The organism is Polynucleobacter sp. MWH-Svant-W18, from assembly GCF_018687495.1.
GTDB lineage: Bacteria > Pseudomonadota > Gammaproteobacteria > Burkholderiales > Burkholderiaceae > Polynucleobacter.
The window spans coordinates 1,503,885-1,521,207 of record NZ_CP061293.1 but is presented as its reverse complement, the minus strand read 5'-3'; the positions used below and the strand labels follow the sequence as shown (position 1 = coordinate 1,521,207).

Annotated in this window: 17 protein-coding genes and 1 pseudogene; 11 read left to right on the top strand and 7 right to left on the bottom strand. The window is 43.4% G+C overall.

Annotation, left to right across the window (positions count from 1 at the left end; translation table 11 throughout):
• Positions 1-46: 46 nt before the first annotated feature.
• The 9 genes from C2757_RS07605 (at position 47) to C2757_RS07565 (ending at position 10,093) form a co-directional block, all read left to right on the top strand.
• A complete protein-coding gene (locus C2757_RS07605) occupies positions 47-580 on the top strand; it encodes a DUF2878 domain-containing protein (RefSeq protein WP_215373991.1) in 534 nt (177 codons plus the stop codon).
• Between the two features lie 118 nt (positions 581-698).
• Positions 699-1,790 (top strand): recombinase RecA, encoded by a 1,092-nt coding sequence (gene recA / locus C2757_RS07600; protein ID WP_215373989.1) that lies wholly within the window; start codon positions 699-701, stop codon positions 1,788-1,790.
• Between the two features lie 4 nt (positions 1,791-1,794).
• The gene (gene recX, locus C2757_RS07595; RefSeq protein ID WP_215373987.1) at positions 1,795-2,316 is read left to right on the top strand and encodes a recombination regulator RecX; all 522 of its coding nucleotides are present in this window, start codon (positions 1,795-1,797) and stop codon (positions 2,314-2,316) included.
• 188 nt (positions 2,317-2,504) lie between these two features.
• Positions 2,505-3,674, top strand: coding sequence for an ADP-forming succinate--CoA ligase subunit beta (gene sucC / locus C2757_RS07590; RefSeq protein WP_215373985.1), 1,170 nt, complete (start codon positions 2,505-2,507; stop codon positions 3,672-3,674).
• Positions 3,675-3,689: 15 nt separating this feature from the next.
• Positions 3,690-4,583, top strand: a complete 894-nt coding sequence (sucD, locus tag C2757_RS07585) for a succinate--CoA ligase subunit alpha (protein WP_215373983.1) — start codon at positions 3,690-3,692, stop codon at positions 4,581-4,583.
• 78 nt (positions 4,584-4,661) lie between these two features.
• Positions 4,662-5,366 carry a TerC family protein gene (locus C2757_RS07580; protein WP_215373982.1) on the top strand — a complete coding sequence of 235 codons (705 nt, stop codon included), beginning with the start codon at positions 4,662-4,664 and terminating at the stop codon, positions 5,364-5,366.
• 120 nt (positions 5,367-5,486) lie between these two features.
• Positions 5,487-5,984, top strand: coding sequence for a pilin (locus C2757_RS07575; protein WP_215373980.1), 498 nt, complete (start codon positions 5,487-5,489; stop codon positions 5,982-5,984).
• Between the two features lie 95 nt (positions 5,985-6,079).
• Positions 6,080-8,059, top strand: a complete 1,980-nt coding sequence (locus C2757_RS07570) for a tetratricopeptide repeat protein (RefSeq protein WP_215373978.1) — start codon at positions 6,080-6,082, stop codon at positions 8,057-8,059.
• 45 nt (positions 8,060-8,104) lie between these two features.
• On the top strand, positions 8,105-10,093 hold the full coding sequence (locus C2757_RS07565) for a glycosyltransferase family 41 protein (RefSeq protein ID WP_215373976.1): 1,989 nt from the start codon (positions 8,105-8,107) through the stop codon (positions 10,091-10,093).
• 34 nt (positions 10,094-10,127) lie between these two features.
• Here the strand turns inward: C2757_RS07565 and moaC (C2757_RS07560) are convergent.
• Positions 10,128-10,241, bottom strand: a pseudogene (gene moaC / locus C2757_RS07560) (cyclic pyranopterin monophosphate synthase MoaC); the annotation flags it as partial.
• Positions 10,242-10,797: 556 nt separating this feature from the next.
• On the opposite strand from moaC (C2757_RS07560), the gene C2757_RS07555 reads away from it, so the two are divergent.
• Positions 10,798-11,562 carry a hypothetical protein gene (locus C2757_RS07555; RefSeq protein ID WP_215373975.1) on the top strand — a complete coding sequence of 255 codons (765 nt, stop codon included), beginning with the start codon at positions 10,798-10,800 and terminating at the stop codon, positions 11,560-11,562.
• A 76-nt stretch (positions 11,563-11,638) separates the two neighbouring features.
• On the opposite strand, the gene moaC (C2757_RS07550) is transcribed toward C2757_RS07555, so the two are convergent.
• Positions 11,639-12,118 (bottom strand): cyclic pyranopterin monophosphate synthase MoaC, encoded by a 480-nt coding sequence (gene moaC / locus C2757_RS07550; protein ID WP_215373973.1) that lies wholly within the window; start codon positions 12,116-12,118, stop codon positions 11,639-11,641.
• A 23-nt stretch (positions 12,119-12,141) separates the two neighbouring features.
• Between moaC (C2757_RS07550) and C2757_RS07545 the strand changes: the two genes are divergently transcribed.
• A complete protein-coding gene (locus C2757_RS07545; protein ID WP_215373971.1) occupies positions 12,142-13,839 on the top strand; it encodes a M48 family metalloprotease in 1,698 nt (565 codons plus the stop codon).
• Here C2757_RS07545 and C2757_RS07540 read toward each other — a convergent pair.
• From C2757_RS07540 to C2757_RS07520, 5 genes are read right to left on the bottom strand one after another with little or no spacing between them, the layout of a single operon-like run.
• Positions 13,836-14,462: a DUF2946 family protein gene (locus C2757_RS07540; RefSeq protein ID WP_215373969.1), complete on the bottom strand. Its 627-nt coding sequence runs from the start codon at positions 14,460-14,462 to the stop codon at positions 13,836-13,838. The genes C2757_RS07545 and C2757_RS07540 overlap by 4 nt on opposite strands.
• Positions 14,463-14,470: 8 nt before the next feature.
• Complete coding sequence (locus tag C2757_RS07535; RefSeq protein WP_215373968.1) at positions 14,471-14,905, bottom strand: nuclear transport factor 2 family protein; 435 nt, start codon at positions 14,903-14,905, stop codon at positions 14,471-14,473.
• Positions 14,906-14,928: 23 nt separating this feature from the next.
• Positions 14,929-15,960 (bottom strand): lipopolysaccharide heptosyltransferase II, encoded by a 1,032-nt coding sequence (gene waaF, locus C2757_RS07530; protein WP_215373966.1) that lies wholly within the window; start codon positions 15,958-15,960, stop codon positions 14,929-14,931.
• A gap of 45 nt (positions 15,961-16,005) precedes the next feature.
• Positions 16,006-16,194, bottom strand: coding sequence for a zinc-finger domain-containing protein (locus tag C2757_RS07525; RefSeq protein WP_215373964.1), 189 nt, complete (start codon positions 16,192-16,194; stop codon positions 16,006-16,008).
• Between the two features lie 26 nt (positions 16,195-16,220).
• Positions 16,221-17,144, bottom strand: a complete 924-nt coding sequence (locus tag C2757_RS07520; protein ID WP_215373963.1) for a branched-chain amino acid transaminase — start codon at positions 17,142-17,144, stop codon at positions 16,221-16,223.
• Positions 17,145-17,323: the final 179 nt, after the last annotated feature.

The following is a 17,323-nucleotide window of genomic DNA, read 5'->3' as shown; positions in this document are numbered from 1 at the left end:
GCCCACCGGCAGTGGCCTTTTTTCATAGTCTCGCTAGAATCTACCTATGGCTAAATTTTGGAACTTTGTACTCTTTCAGGCTGGTTGGTTTGCCTGTGTATTAGGAGCAGCCAACCATCAAGTGCTGTGGGCTGTTCTGGCCTCTTTGACCTATATTGCCTTTCATATCTGGCGTTCACCTTCTCCAAAAACAGAAATTAGCCTTCTCATCAAGGCCCTCATCCTCGGAGTCGCTGCTGATACCCTGATCATGTATTTGGGCTATATCAATTTTGGGGATGCTTGGCCTGCCCCCTATTTATCGCCCTTGTGGATGTGGACTCTTTGGGTGTTAGTGGGAACCACCATTAATGGGTCTTTGTCTTGGTTGCGTGACAGACCGACTTTAGCGGCTGTTTTAGGGGGTATTTGCGGCCCATTGTCTTACGAAGCAGGGATTCGACTGGGAGCTGGGGAGTGGGGTCCTGGAGGTCAATTACCCGGTTTTATCCTACTTGGGCTGATTTGGGCAATGGCTATGCCCCTCTTTTTCTATTGGGACCGCACCCCTTTAGAGCGTGGCTTATTAGCAAATCCGTAAATTCCTTTCAAAAGTCGCTTGCAAAGACTACTGTTTTTATATACAGTAAGTCCTAAGTTGTGGAACAGTAGATAAAACTTCGGGAAAAAGCCCAATACAAAGCGAAAAGGAATCAAAAATGGCCTTGGATGACAAACGAAAATCAGCCTCTTCTGAATTTGAAGGAATGAGCGGAGATAAGCAAAAGGCGCTAACAGCAGCCTTGGCACAAATTGAGAAGCAATTTGGCAAAGGCTCAATCATGAGATTGGGCGACGCTGAAATTAGCCAAGATATTCAGGTGGTATCAAGCGGTTCCCTGGGTCTAGATATTGCCCTTGGAGTCGGCGGTCTTGCACGTGGTCGTGTGATTGAAATTTATGGCCCAGAGTCATCCGGTAAAACAACATTAACTTTGCATGCGATTGCAGAAATGCAAAAACTTGGTGGAACCTGCGCCTTTATCGATGCAGAGCACGCATTGGATGTGCAGTACGCTTCACGTCTCGGTGTCGATGTAAATAATTTATTAATCTCTCAACCTGACACTGGTGAGCAGGCCTTAGAAATTGCAGACGCTTTAGTGCGTTCAGGCTCGATTGATTTGATCGTGATTGACTCAGTTGCTGCTTTAGTTCCAAAGGCTGAGATCGAGGGTGATATGGGCGATTCATTGCCAGGCCTGCAAGCACGTTTGATGAGTCAAGCTTTGCGCAAATTGACTGGCGCTATCAAGCGCACCAATACAACAGTGATATTTATTAACCAAATTCGTATGAAGATTGGTGTGATGTTTGGCTCTCCAGAAACCACTACTGGTGGCAATGCACTCAAGTTCTACGCTTCTATGCGTTTGGATATTCGTCGCATTGGTAGCATCAAAAAAGGCGATGAAGTGGTTGGCAATGAAACGCGAGTGAAGGTTGTTAAAAACAAGGTTTCACCACCATTCCGTGAAGCAATTTTTGACATCATGTATGGCGCTGGCATTTCTAGGGAAGGTGAAATTATTGATATGGGCGTAGAAGCCGATATCGTTGAGAAATCTGGCTCCTGGTATAGCTATAACGGCGACCGTATCGGTCAGGGCAAAGACAATGTGCGCGATTTCTTGAAAGAAAATCCAGCGATTGCCAAAGATATTGAAGCCAAGATTCGGGAAAAGTTAGGCGTTAAAACTGGCTCTGCAGTAGTCACTGATGTCCTGAGCGAAGAAGAGGAAGTCGAGTAACTCGATGTCTGAATTAGGCAGCAAAGAAAGAGTCAAGCAAAGCCCGAGTCTCAAAGCTCGGGCTTTGCGCCTTTTATCCCTCCGCGAATACAGTCGTAAAGGATTAGCAGCAAAGCTTGCAGAATCTGAGGCGAGATGGGCAAAGCTCTGGGCTGAGCAAGTGGATCAAACCCCCGAGTCTATGCAATCAAAGATTGAAGCTGTTTTGGATGATTTTGAGGGGCGCGGTTGGCTTTCAGACGAGCGATTTGCTGAAGCGCTGGTACGTAGGCGCAGCGAGCGCTACGGAATGCGAAAAATTCAAGGTGAGTTAGAGCGAGCTGGCATTGGGGCGGCTCAGTCAAGCAAGCTGCTACAGTCACTCAAGGAGACTGAATACCAACGGGCTTATGAACTGTGGCTCCGCAAATATGGGATAAAAGCACAGGATCAGAAAGAGCGTGCCAGGCAATATCGCTTCTTAGCTTCGAAGGGTTTTAGCTCGGAAGTGGTCGGCAAAATCATTGGCGGTCAGCAGCCTGATTAGGGCAATTACGGATCACCAGCGAGGATTTGCCGCGTTGCAGCATGATAGACTTATGGAGTCGGTCAAGCCGTTCGCATTTATTCAAATTTAGCTAATTTGGCTATTTCTAGGGTAAGTATGAGATACAGGCAACATCGGTTTAACTAATCCTCATCACTTGCTAAAAAAGATACCGTTTCGGAGTAATTATGAAAATTCACGAGTACCAAGGCAAAGAGCTTCTTCGCCAATTTAATGTGCCTGTTCCTAACGGCATTCCTGCATTTAGTGTTGATGAGGCAGTGAAAGCTGCTGAAAAACTAGGCGGCCCAGTATGGGTTGTAAAGGCCCAGATTCATGCAGGTGGTCGCGGTAAGGGCGGCGGTGTGAAGTTGGCTAGAAGCATGGACGACGTGAAGAAATACGCTTCCGAAATCTTGGGTATGCAACTCAAGACTCACCAAACAGGACCTGAAGGCCAAAAAGTCAATCGTCTCTTAATCGAAGACGGTGCAGATATTCAAAAAGAGTACTACTTCAGTATCGTTACTGACCGCGCAACACAGAAAAATGTGATCATGGCCTCTAGCGAAGGCGGTATGGATATTGAGGAAGTTGCTGAATCTCATCCAGAAAAAATTATCAAAGTATTTGTTGATCCATTGCTTGGCTTAACAGATGCAGATTGCGATATCGTTGCAAAAGGCATTGGCGTTCCTGAAGCCTCTATTCCAATGGCTCGCGATGTATTCAAAAACCTTTATAAGACTTATTGGGATACCGATGCTTCATTGGTCGAAATTAATCCATTAATTCTTGAGGGCAACGGCAAGATCAAGGCGCTCGATGCGAAGTTCAACTTTGATCCAAACGCACTATTCCGTCATCCAGAAATCGTTGCTTATCGCGACATCGATGAAGAAGATGCAGCTGAAATTGAAGCCTCTAAGTTTGACCTTGCTTATATCTCTTTAGATGGCAATATTGGTTGTTTGGTTAACGGTGCTGGTTTGGCCATGGCAACCATGGACACCATTAAGCTGTTTGGTGGTGAGCCAGCAAACTTCTTGGACGTTGGCGGTGGTGCGACAGCAGAGAAAGTAACTGAAGCATTCAAGATCATGTTGAAAAACAAGAGCGTTGAGGCAATTTTGGTCAATATCTTCGGCGGCATTATGCGTTGCGATGTGATTGCTGATGGTGTTGTTACTGCATGTAAGGCAGTAAACCTCACAGTGCCTTTGGTTGTGCGCATGAAGGGTACAAACGAAGAGCTTGGCAAGAAAATTCTTGCTGACTCTGGTTTGCCAATCATCAGTGCCGATTCAATGGCTGAAGCTGCTACTAAGGTAGTTGCTGCTGTTGCCAAAAACAAATAATCAAGGAATTTCAAAATGTCTATTTTGGTTAATAAAAATACTAAAGTCATTACCCAGGGAATTACTGGTAAGACCGGTCAGTTCCACACTGAAAAATGTCAAGAATATGCAAATGGTAAAAACTGTTTTGTTGCGGGTGTAAATCCGAAAAAAGCAGGCGAGTCTATTTTTAACATCCCAATTTATGGAACAGTAAAAGAAGCTGCTGCGCAAACTGGTGCAACAACTTCTGTGATCTATGTGCCGCCTCCTGGTGCGGCTGCTGCTATTTGGGAAGCTGTTGAAGCTGACTTGGACTTTGTAATTTGTATTACAGAGGGTATTCCTGTGCGCGATATGCTTGAAGTGCGTAACAAGATGCACGCAAAAGAAGCTGCTGGCGGCAAAAAGACTTTGCTACTTGGCCCTAACTGCCCAGGAATCATTACTCCAGATGAAATCAAGATCGGCATCATGCCCGGCCATATTCATAAAAAGGGCCGTATTGGGGTTGTGAGTCGCTCTGGTACTTTGACCTATGAAGCAGTAGGTCAATTGACAGCGATTGGCCTAGGTCAATCTACTGCAGTTGGCATTGGTGGTGACCCAATTAACGGTTTGAAGCACATCGACATCATGAAGATGTTTAATGAAGATCCCGAAACAGATGCAGTAATCATGATCGGCGAAATTGGTGGCCCAGATGAGGCTGAAGCAGCTCGTTGGTGCAAGGCGAATATGAAAAAACCGGTAGTTGGTTTTATTGCAGGTGTGACTGCGCCTCCTGGAAAGCGTATGGGTCATGCTGGCGCCTTGATTTCTGGTGGTGCTGACACCGCCGATGCCAAGCTTGCTGTGATGGAGGAATGTGGCTTCAAAGTAACAAAGAACCCATCTGAAATGGCTGCTTTATTAAAAGCCATGTTGTAATTAAAAGGGCGCTGTTTAAACAGCACCCTTTTAAGTATTCAATAGTTAGACAAAAAAATAAAAAAGTAGGGAGACAAAATGGATTTTTCAGTCTTTTCAGGTGCAGCATTTTGGGCCGCACTTTTATCAATCATTGTGGCGAATATTTTGCTATCTGGCGATAACGCTGTGGTGATTGCCTTGGCTTCTCGGAATTTACCATCCCATCAACAAAAGAAAGCTATCTTTTGGGGTAGTGCCGCTGCAATTATTTTGCGTGTGGTGTTAACCATTACTGCTGTTCAACTACTCACCTTGCCTTATTTGAAGATAATTGGCGCAATTTTGCTGGTCTATATTGGCGTTCAGTTATTAGCTGATAGTGATGATGAAGCTGAAATGAAGGGGCACTCTAATATTTGGGGTGCTATTAGAACAATCCTGGTCGCTGATTTGGTGATGAGTTTAGACAATGTTCTGGCTGTTGCTGCAGCCGCGCAAAAGGGGCCAGAAGAAACTCGCCTGGCACTGCTTATTATTGGTTTGGGACTTTCTATTCCATTGATTATTTTTGGTAGCACGATGTTGTTGAAAGTGATGGATCGTTTTCCAGTCATCATTACCTTGGGTGCCGGACTATTAGGATTATTGGCCGGCGGAATGTTGGTTGAAGACCCAGCAATAAAGGAATCGATTCAAGCTGCCATGGAAGATGCCCATATGATTTTTGAAGGTGTTGGGGTTGCGATTGTGATTTTGCTGGGAACCTATTTAAAGAAAAAGAATTCCAGCAAACCAGCATAATTTCTTGCACCAGTATCAGTAAAAGCCAGCCTCTAAAGCTGGCTTTTTTATATATAGCTGCCTTGAGTGCAAGGGGTATAGAGTAGATGATGAGGGTTTTCACCTCAGGAGCTAAAAGATATGCAGACACAAACGCAAGACAAAGAATCTGGATTCACCTTGATTGAAGTCATGGTAGTTGTTGCCATCATTGGAATTTTGGTAGCAGTAGCGGTGCCGCAGTATCAAGACTACATTGCTCGTAGCCGCGTGGTTGAAGGTATGAATTTATCTTCTAGTGCAAAGTTGGCAGTCACTGAGGCATTTGCCAGTCGTGGAACGGTTGCGATGGATGAGGCTACCAACGGCTCTTTTACCTTTGGCCCAACACGCAGCGTCAAATTAATTGAAATTATGCCTTCGGGCGCCATTGCAATTGACTACCAAGTGAGCGTTGCGCCCGAAGGTAAGAACACATTGCATCTAGTACCCACAAATAATCCTGACGCAAATTCACCTCAGCCATTAGATTTATCAAAACCAGAGGGGGCAACATGGTCGGGTGGTTGGTCTTGCAGATCCACTGAAACCAATCTTTTGCCTCAGTTGCTCCCTTCAGAATGCAGAATTAGTAAATGAGGACTTGAAAATATGAGGCTTAACCAAGTTAATTTAGGGCCTGGTTAAGCCTAATGCCAATTTTTGCTACTTTCTGATCGATATAAAATAGTTTTATGAATCCACAAATTGCTTTTCTTCTAACCAAGTCGCTTGAGTCTCTTAGAAATTCAAATTTAGAGTCGGCCGAGTTATATCTAAAGCAGGCATTAAGATTTCAATCTAACAATGCTGATGTTCTTAGGCTTCTAGGAGTTATCTCAGCCCAAAGGGGGGAGTATTCGAAAGCTCTTAAGCATTTGGGAAATTCGCTAAAAGCCTTCCCAAAAAATGCTTTGGCTTTAAGTAATATCGGAAATGTATACCTTGAACTTAAAGAGTACGTCAATGCTCTTGAAGCTTACGATAAATCAATAAAAATCGATTCAAAATATGCTGAAGCTTGGTCCAATAAAGGCAATGCCCTTAGTGAGCTCAAACGTAACGACGAAGCACTAGCCCACTACGATAAGGCTCTAAGTCTCAATCCTAACTATGCAGAAGCTTGGTCTAACAAGGGAAACGTTCTCAATGAGCTCAAACGTTATGACGAGGCACTTGCCCACTACGATCAAGCCTTAAGCCTAAAGCCTGACTATGCAGAAGCTTGGTCTAATAAAGCTATTGTCTTAAATGCACTTAAGCTTTATGAACAGGCAATTTTTCACTATGAACAGGCGCTTAGCTTTGCTTCCAGTCTCGATTGGGTTGAGGGGGGGCTACTTCATACAAAAATGAAAATTTGTCACTGGAATGGGCTCGATCAAAGCATAAAAAAGCTACGTATAGGCATTTCGACCGGTGATAGAGTTGCACCACCATTTACAATGCTCGCACTAAATGACGATCTTGAGATGCATAGGCAATGCGCTCAAATTTATACACAGAGTAAATACCAGTCGAATAATGCCTTAGGTCCGATTCCCAAATATGCGAGAAATGAAAAAATCCGCATTGGCTATTTTTCAGGAGATTTCAGAAATCATGCCGTCTCAATCTTAACGGCAGAACTATTTGAATTACACGATAAAGATAGATTTGAAATCATTGCCTTTTCTTTTGGTGCTGATGATCAAAGTCCTATACGTTTACGTTTAAATCAGGCCTTCAGTCAATTTATTGATGTCAGTGCGATGTCTGATGTAGATGTTGCAAAACTAGCAAGAGATCTACGAATTGATATTGCGATAGACCTAGGGGGCCATACTGCAGATAGTCGGACAGGAATTTTTTCGTATCGTATCGCACCTATCCAGTTAAGTTATATTGGATATTTAGGAACAATGGGCGCAAAATATTACGATTACTTGTTGGCGGATCGAACTATTATTCTTGAGGATCTGCAGAAATTCTATCTTGAAAAAATTGTCTACTTACCTAGCTATCAGGCAAATGACAGAAAACGAATTATCTCTGATAGAAAATTTACAAGGGCAGAGCTCGGTATTCCAGAAACAGCATTTGTTTTTTGTTGTTTTAACAATAATTACAAGATCTTACCTGCCACCTTTGACTGTTGGATGCAGATATTGAATTCCGTTGAGTGTAGCGTCCTTTTCCTTTATGCAGACAATGAGCAAGCAAAGACTAATCTAATAAACGAGGCAAAGAAGCGAGGGGTTGATGGTGCGAGATTAGTATTTGGATATTTTATTGCTCCGGAAGAAAATTTGGCTCGTTATCGGGTATGCGATTTGTTTTTAGATACCTTTCCATATAATGCCGGAACTACCGCTAGTGATGCCCTATGGGCTGGACTGCCGGTGTTAACAATGATGGGTGAGTCTTTTGCTAGTCGAGTAGCTGCCAGTCTTTTGAATGCCATTGATTTGCCAGAACTGATTACCAATACCCAGGAAGAATATGAGGCATTGGCGATAGAGTTAGCAAGAAATCCTCAGAAGCTCACAGATATTAAATTGAAATTATCAAACAACCGATTGATAACTCCCTTGTTTGATACACCTCTTTTTACTAAAAACCTTGAGGCGGCTTATATCAAAATGTATGAGAGATATCAGGCAGATTTACAACCGGAACATCTATCTATTGGTTGAGTAGAGTGTTTTCACTATTATTTTTCCATATTAAAAATAAGAACCATGAGTAATTTTCAATTAGCGAAGGAATTTTTTTTAAATGGCTGCATTTTTTTTGAACAAGAGAATTTTTCTGAAGCAGAATGTAAGTTTATTCAATCTCATGAACTGATGCCTGATAGGGTCTCGACATTAATCAATCTATCGGCAACACAATTAAAATTACAAAAGTATTCCGAAGCGAAGGCAGCTGCTGAAAAAGCTCTTCTGATTGAAGGCGATAATAGTGAGGCATACCTAAACTTAGGTCTGATCGAAAAAGAATTAAATAGGTTCGAATCGGCCATCAACTTTTTTGATAAAGCTATAAATCTAAAGCCTGACTATGCAGAAGCTTGGTCTAACAAGGGTAACGTTCTTAATGAGCTCAAACGTTATGACGAGGCTATTGCTCACTATGATCAAGCACTCAGCCTAAAGCCTGACTATGCAGAAGCTTGGTCTAACAAGGGTAACGTTCTTAATGAGCTCAAACGTTATGACGAGGTTATTGCTCACTATGATCAAGCACTCAGCCTAAAGCCTGACTATGCAGAAGCTTGGTCTAACAAGGGTAACGTTCTTAATGAGCTCAAGCGTTACAACGAAGCGATTGTCCATTACGACAAAGCCCTCAGCCTTAAGCCTGATATTGATTGGGTGCGTGGAGATTTAGTTCACACCAAGATGAAAATTTGCAGCTGGTCAAGTTTGGCAGATTCCTTAGAATTTATTTCCAAAAAGGTGGGGGCTAATGAGAAGGTTTCACAGCCATTTGCCCTGCTTGCGTTGAGCGACGATCCCCTTGCCCATAAAAAATCTTCTGAACTATATATTCAATCAGAGCATCCACAGAATCTTACTTTAGGCCCAATTCCTAAATATGCCAGAAATGAAAAAATCCGCATTGGCTATTTTTCAGGAGATTTTCACAATCATGCTACTGGGTATTTAATGGCTGAACTTTTTGAATTGCACGATAAAAGTCAATTCGAGATAGTTGGGTTTTCATTTGGCCCAAAAATCAGGGATGAGATGCGGCAGCGGCTAGAAAATTCATTTGACGATTTTATTGAGGTTGGTAATAAGTCAGATATAGAGATCGCTCAATTAAGTAGAAGATTAAATATAGACATAGCTATTGATTTAAAGGGCTTTACTCAAGACTCAAGAACTAGAATTTTTTCTTATCGACCAGCGCCAATCCAAGTAAATTATCTTGGTTACCCCAGCACGATGGGGGCTGATTACATTGATTACATCATTGCCGATCAAACTCTTATTCCTATGCTATCAGAGCATAGCTACTCCGAAAAAGTAGTTTTATTACCTCATAGCTATCAATCGAACGATAGAAAAAGAGTTATTGCGAAGAGACAATTCATCAGAAAGGAATTGGGTTTTCCAGATCAGGGCTTTATCTTTTGTTGCTTTAATAATAATTACAAAATAATGCCTGCAACTTTCGATGGTTGGATGCGAATACTGCAGGCGGTCGAAGGAAGTGTTTTGTGGTTATTGCAGGATAATTTTTGGGTAGTTGAAAATCTCAAAAAAGAAGCTCAAAATCGAGGGGTTGATGCGGAAAGATTAGTCTTTGCAAATAGATTGCCCCCGGCTGAGCATTTAGCGCGCCATAATCAAGCAGATTTGTTTTTAGATACCTTTCCCTATAACGCTCACACCACGGCAAGCGATGCCTTATGGGCTGGGCTGCCAGTATTGACGATGATGGGTCAATCTTTTGCTAGCCGTGTAGCTGCCAGTCTTTTGAATGCCATTGATTTGCCAGAACTCATTACCAATACTCAAGAACAATATGAGGCATTGGCGATAGAGTTAGCAAGAAATCCTCAGAAGCTCACAGATATTAAATTGAAATTAGCAAACAACCGTTTGACTACCCCCTTATTTGACACACCTCTTTTTACTAAAAACCTTGAGGCGGCTTACATCAAAATGTATGAGAGATATCAGGCAGATCTACAGCCAGAGCACATCTCTATTGGTTAGGCGATACTTTAAGTAGGGTATCGAGGTTGTTAAGTTACTCCATCGTCATCCACTCAACACTCTTGCCGCCGCTCTTCTCAAGTAGTTTGATATCTCCCGTCACCATACATCGGTCTACTGCTTTGTATATGCCATAAATAGTGAGTAGTAAAGTCTAAAAAATAGTTTGACAAGATAGCTATAAGTTAGACTATGGCGGAAATAGACTCACTTTATTGCGGAGTGCCATGTGTAGTTGATTTTTAGAGAGGATTTGGTAGTTGTTACTCTGAATATAATGGGTCGTAAGGAGCTTAAAGGATGATTTAGAATATTGTTATTGCAGTGCTATTTCTTGTTGCTGCTTTGCCAATTAAAAATTGGGTTGAAATCAGAGCAATCAAGGTAAAAGATGAGAAATGGTCGGATTGGCTATTGGAAAAGCGCAGTCGCGATGAATATTGCAAGCAACCAATTAAAATAGTTGTGATATTAAATGGGGTTACTGTGGCTCAAGTAGGCACATCCCAGGCTTGTTTATGAAAGTGCCTTACAGGCCCTAGTTCAGAATTATCTCCAATGTCTAGAGCAAAGGCCCCCACTTTAAAGCATATATTTGTTCTAAATGTGGGAAACAGCTCTATAGAGAGCGTTACGCAGGATAGTTATCTAGAAATTGAGGGCCAATAGTTTAATTCGGAAAACTCTATGAGGGATTTGATAGCATGGAACAGGTAGTCCTATTGCAAGGCGGTATGGGAGATTTTTTACAATGCATCCCATTTGTTAAATCTAATAAGCATGGAATTAAATATGTCTGTGTAACCCACCTTAAGGGCGCTAAGCTTTTTTTTGAAGCCTTTGGAATTAAGCTTGAAAGCCTTTCTACTTTTAATAGCGAGCAAGAGAAGATTGAGTTATTGAACTCTCTGCCAAGAGGTCCTGAATATATCAACTGTCCCCGCACACAATACTTTGACGTAAATCCACTCGATATTGAGCAGCCATTGTTTGATAATAGTAAGCCGGTGGTTGGTATTCACATTAACGGAAGTGCCTATTCTATTAAGACCCAAAAACAATTTGGTATGGTCCTTAAATCTATACCAGCGAAAGTAATTAAGGAGCTTATATCGAATAACTACAATGTAATAGTATTTGGTCTGAGGCATGAAATAGAGCCGATAGGTCTAACGCAATCAGATACTCTAAGGCTCGTTAGTCATGAAAACCCAGCTAAAAGTTTGGCTTATATTCAACAGTGCAACGCAGTTATAGCCAGTGACAGCGGTATTAAAACAATGAGTTCAATGCTTAGAATTCCTACATTGGTTTGGCTCGGCGATTACCAGGATTTCCCAAGGGATCAGATGTTCATTGACCCATATGTTAGTGATGGGGTGATGAAGGTATTTAGATATAAAGATGTTCATGCACAGTTTAATCAGGGAATTAGAGTCTCCAAAGATTTTTTGCAAGCGGTTTTATAGCATTTTTTAATGCTTTTGGGGCGAATATTGGATAGAGCTAACCATATTTTTTAAAAACTACTCTTTGGTTTAGTTTTTATTTCTTCATCTTCCACTCACCACTCTTCCCGCCACTCTTCTCAAGTAGTTTGATATCTCCCATCACCATGCCGCGATCTATTGCTTTGCACATGTCATAAACTGTGAGAAGGGCAACTTGGACTGCTGTGAGGGCTTCCATTTCAACCCCAGTAGGGCCTGTAGTTTCTGCTCGGACTTGACAGCTGATACTACTTTCTTGATTATTTTTTTGAAACTCGATGCTTACATGGGTTAAGGCTAGCGGATGGCATAGTGGAATCAAATCAGCCGTTTTCTTAGATGCTTGTATACCTGCAATTCTGGCGATTCCAAGCACGTCACCTTTTTTATGGGTCCCTGCATCCACCATCTTGAAGGTTTTGGGAAGCATGCTGATTTTGCCGGTGGCAATGGCAACCCTATGGGTGGCAGCTTTATCACCTACATTTACCATGTGGGCTTGGCCGCTGTCATCAAAATGAGTTAGTTTGTTCATGGGATAAGTTTTACCATATAGGTATGCAGGATATAAAGCCCCTTAAAAAAACCTCTTTTTTGCAGCGAGTTTTGTCCATTCAGCTCATATTGGCCATGATGCCTTATGGTATTGCGCCTGTTGTGGCTGCTACCGCAGGTGATGTCTCTGTAGAGGGTAATTCTGCAGCTATCCAAAATATTGGCAGGGCTATGCAGTCCCCTGAGGCTCAATCTTCTAAATTACCATCGCGTAATGCCTCAAGAAGTCAGCCCAATATTGTTTTGCCTGATATGGGCGATCCAGGTGGGGACTCATTAAGTCGAATCGATGAGCGTAAATATGGCGAGATGATTATGCGTCAAATCCGACCTGATCCAGATTATTCCAACGACTTACCAATTTATGATTTTCTGAACACGATGGAGCGTCGTTTACTGCAGGCAGCCAAAAAATTGCAGCTTGGGGGTGCCAATGAGCAAGGGAGTGGCGCTTATAACTTTGAAGTATTTGCGGTTAAAGATAGCAGTATCAATGCGTTTGCTTTACCAGGTGGGTTTATAGGCTTTCATACTGGCTTACTTGTCAGCGCTGAAACTGATTCTGAGGTTGCCTCGGTCATGGGCCATGAAACGGGGCACGTATTGCAACGCCACCTCGCGCGTCAAATGGATAAGCAATCGACTAACACTATGATTGCTATTGCGGGCATGGTACTTGGTGCGTTAGCGATGTCTCGTAACCCCTCTGCAGCTGCTGGACTAATGCAAGGTGGTCAGGCTCTCGCCGTTGACAATCAACTCTCCTATTCGAGGGATGCTGAGCGTGAGGCTGATCGAGTTGGCTTTCAGATTCTAGATGCGAGTGGCTATGACGTGAATGGTGCTCCAGGTTTTTTTCAGCGTTTGCAAAAAGCCACTGGTGTGATGGATAAAGGCGTACCAGCCTATGTGCGCACCCATCCCCTAACAACAGATCGTATAGCTGATATGCAGGACCGTGCTAGAACTGTGGCATCACGTAATGTTCCCACCTCAGTGGAGTTTTATTTCATTAAAGCGAGAGCACGCATGGAGCAGTCAGGGACTTCAAGCGGGCTATATGACCTAAAAAATACTTTTGAGAGCTTTAGTAAGCAAGCACAAGCTGGCAAGCAAATGGAGGGTTTCTATGGTTTGGCTCTCATTGCGCAACGGCAAGGAAAAATTGATCAAGCAGAGTCGTATTTGCAGCAAGCGCGCAATCTTGCGCAGACCGCTAGCGCTCCAGGCTCGCCGATTCAAAGACAAAGCTTATCCTTAGATATCACTGCCTCTGAATTGGCATTGGCTAAAGGCAAAGGAGAGGAAGCCTTGCAAATCGCACAAAGTACTCTACGCGCATACCCACAGTCTTACGCAGCTGGGGCTGCAATGATTAATGCGGAGTTAGCATTGGGGCGTACTAATGATGCCATTACTTGGCTAAAAGCTCGCACTCGCTTACAGCCCAATGAAATTGTGTGGTGGACTTTATTATCTAAGGCCTATGATCAGGCTAAAAATGTAGCAATGCGTCATTTCGCATTGGGTGAAAAATATGCCTTGGAGGGTGCATGGCCCTCTGCAATTGAGCAATTAAAGATCGCTCGCACGGCTAGCGACTCTGATTACTATCAAGGCTCTAGTATCGATGCCCGCTTACGTGAAATGCAAAGGCAATACCGAGATGAACTCAAGGAGCAAGGTAAGTTGCCGAGCTAAACACTGCTCTGATTGCTTGGTTTTGGGATGAAATGAAAGCGACCAGCCAGCTCATCGGAGTGTATCGGGTCCAGTGGAAGCTGCTTTTCTTGCCAAGTCCAAGTGCCAGCAAAACTACAGGCAGCCTGATGCAATTTTGCTAATTCAGAAAATTGATCTAAGTCATGATCATGTAAGAGCGCTACGCTCATGTGATCTCCATAGGTAAATGACGACGCATCCTGCTCTTTATAGGGCGCTGGATCTATTGAGCCAGCGATGTAGATATTTCCAAGCTCATCACTGAATGCTGCGCGTGGTTCAATCGTATTGTGGCATTGAGTAGTGAACTGTAAACCCTCATTATTTGAGTTGATCCGTACTATCCAGGGTGTAGCATCAAGGGTGATGAAGACTCGCTGCGGACCATTTTGAAAAAAGAATCTACCTTGACCATCGCTGGTATAGTTTCTAGCGATAAATTCTTTTAATCCCTGATGATTAATGACTTGTCCTGGTAATTGATGTTGCTGCGCAAATTCATCCCGCATGCGCCATTGACCTCTTCTATCTAAAGCAAGCCAGCCGTAGCAATCTGGCACATTAGGCCATTTGATGAGCGATCGTAATACTTGCTCATCCATGATGATGATTAATGCAGTCCGTGTGGTGTTGACGGAGCGTCAAATGTTTCTTCGGTAGAGCGACTTGCGTGTAAATGGGCGATGCGCCAACCTTGACTATCTTGCAGAAGGACCAAGGTGATATTAAGAAAAAACTCAGCCTCTACTTGATCTGCTCTGAGGTGAACTGCTTCTGTGGTGTCATATACCGCAGCACCCAAGATAGTGTGGCTAATACAAGCAATTGGCTCAAGAAATAAGGGCTGCTTAGAGAGTAAACGTTCTAGACCCTTGCGGATTTCAGCATGTCCACTTAAGCGGTGACCTTCAGGTAGTACGCAGGTAATAGAGTCATCATCAAGCCAAATATCTAAGGCGCTTTGTACATCCCGATGACGCAATGCATCGCGCCAAGCATCCACTACTTCATCTGCATTATGAAAGAGTCTGGCAAGTTTGGACATAGCTCACTTTTCCTGAGAAATTACTACAAGGTGTTGAGTGTAGCGAATACTTGTTCCGGCAGGATGTCTTTTAAGCACAGTAAGTGGCCTAAAGGACACTCTCTTTTATGGCATGGGCTGCAAGACATATTCAACCAGATCACCTTAGCCTTATTGGAAAGGGGTGGAGTATGGGCTGGATCACTGGATCCAAAGATAGCAATCTGAGGAGTATTGAGAGCTGCTGCAATGTGCATTAAGCCCGAATCATTGCTGATGACGGCCTTACTCATGCTAATTAGGGCAATCGCTTCATCTAGCGAGGTTTCACCACACCAGTTCTGCAGATTGTCTACAGCTCCCGCTTGGGATGTAATTTCCTGGCCAAGAATATGGTCACCTTTGCCGCCTAACAAGATCACCTGATTGCTAGAATTTTCGGCTAATAAAAGCTTTGTGAGTTTTGCAAAATGGTCGGTAGGCCAGCGCTTAGTAGGGCCATATTCTGCACCGGGACACAGTACGTAAATAGATTGAGGATTGACGCCATGATCCTGAATCTTTTTTTCTACTAATTGTTTTGCTATCTGCGGGATATTGAGCTTAGGTGTTAGCTTGACCGAAGTGGCTAGCTCACCTTCTTTGAGGAGATGGCTGAGTGCTAAGTAGTGTTCCACCATCGGTGGGCGATTCACTTTGCTGGGATTATCAAGCGCTACATTGATCAGGCCAAAACGGCATTCACCACGATAGCCAATACGAAATGGAATATTAGCCAGCCAAGGAATAAGAGCAGACTTAAAGCTATTGGGTAATACAAAACAGGCTTGATAGTTTTTAGATTCAATCTCTTTAGCTAACTGTTTGCGTAAATTCCACTGTAGTTTTTTATGTTCGAGCTGGGCTTCAATGACTTGGTTAACTTCCGAGCAAGCGCGATAGATGGGTGCAACCCAATGGCTAGCCAGAACATCAATTCTAGATTCTGGATATTGTGCTTTGAGAGTGGCCAGAAGTGGCTGGGTAGTTACAGCATCCCCAATCCAGTTCGGGGCGATGATCAGAATACTTCGCATATGTTGTATCCCGACTCAGCGCCTGATGAAAGGCGCTGATGAGGCTCAGTGTCCGTGTGGCTCGGTGCCAGGAATGAGTTTGTACTCAGCGCCACAGTATGGACACTTTGCTTCCCCGGTTTTGGTGATGTCCAAGAACACCCGTGGATGAGAGTTCCAGGCTGGTGTTTGATTCGTTGGGCAATGTAATGGGAGATCTTTACCATCTACCATTAACGCTTGAGCTTGAGTCATATGCTATTCCTAAACACTAAAAGAAATTATTTCACGTAGGTGAGCCAAGATTTGTATTTATCACTTCTGCCATAAACAGCATCAAAATACGTCTTCTGAATTTTTTCAGTGATAGGACCGCGCTTACCATCACCGATAGTGCGATCATCAAGCTCACGAATCGGGGTTACTTCAGCAGCAGTGCCAGTGAAGAAAGCTTCATCAGCAGAATAGATTTCATCGCGAGTGATGCGTTTCTCGCGCAACTCTAAGCCGAGATCTTTCACAATCTCAATAATTGAATCGCGTGTAATGCCATCTAAGCATGAAGCTAAATCAGGCGTATAAACAATGCCATCGCTCACCATGAAAATATTTTCACCAGATCCCTCAGACACATAACCTTCAGTATCTAGTAATAGGGCTTCGTCATATCCATTGGCAGTGACTTCTTGGTTAGCCAAAATGGAGTTGATGTAATAGCCAGATGCCTTAGCGCGTACTAATGAAGAGTTCACAAAGTGACGCGTAAATGAAGAAGTCTTCACACGAATACCTTTGTTAATACCATCCTCGCCGAGATAAGCACCCCATTCCCAGGCTGCGATTGCAGTATGGATAGAGTTACCCTTCGGGGAGATGCCTAGTTTTTGGGAGCCAATAAAAATAATTGGGCGGATGTAGCAAGCCTCCAGCTCATTACTATTGACTACGTCAATAATGCCCTTGGTAATTTCTTGCTGGCTGAATGGCATATTCATTTGGAAGATCTTGGTGCCATTAAAGAGACGTTTGACGTGCTCTGGAAGGCGGAAAATGGCTGTGCCATTAGGAGTCTTGTAGGCCCGGATTCCCTCAAATACGCCCATGCCGTAATGCAGGCTGTGTGTAAGGACGTGAATATTGGCCTCTCGCCAAGGAATTAGCTTCCCATCGGACCAAATAAAGCCATCGCGGTCGGACATCGACATTTTCTCTACCTTTTTGTATCTGGTTAATCGGGGCGCTCAACCAGGGTTTTAGCTCCCCCGACTGAAAATGCGCCCAAACTCCTATTGTAGAGCAGGCGGGGTGGTTTGATGGCTCAGATCCCTTGGGTGCGAAGGCTGGACGATTTAGAATGGAGCATTCCCTAAAAACCACCTTATTT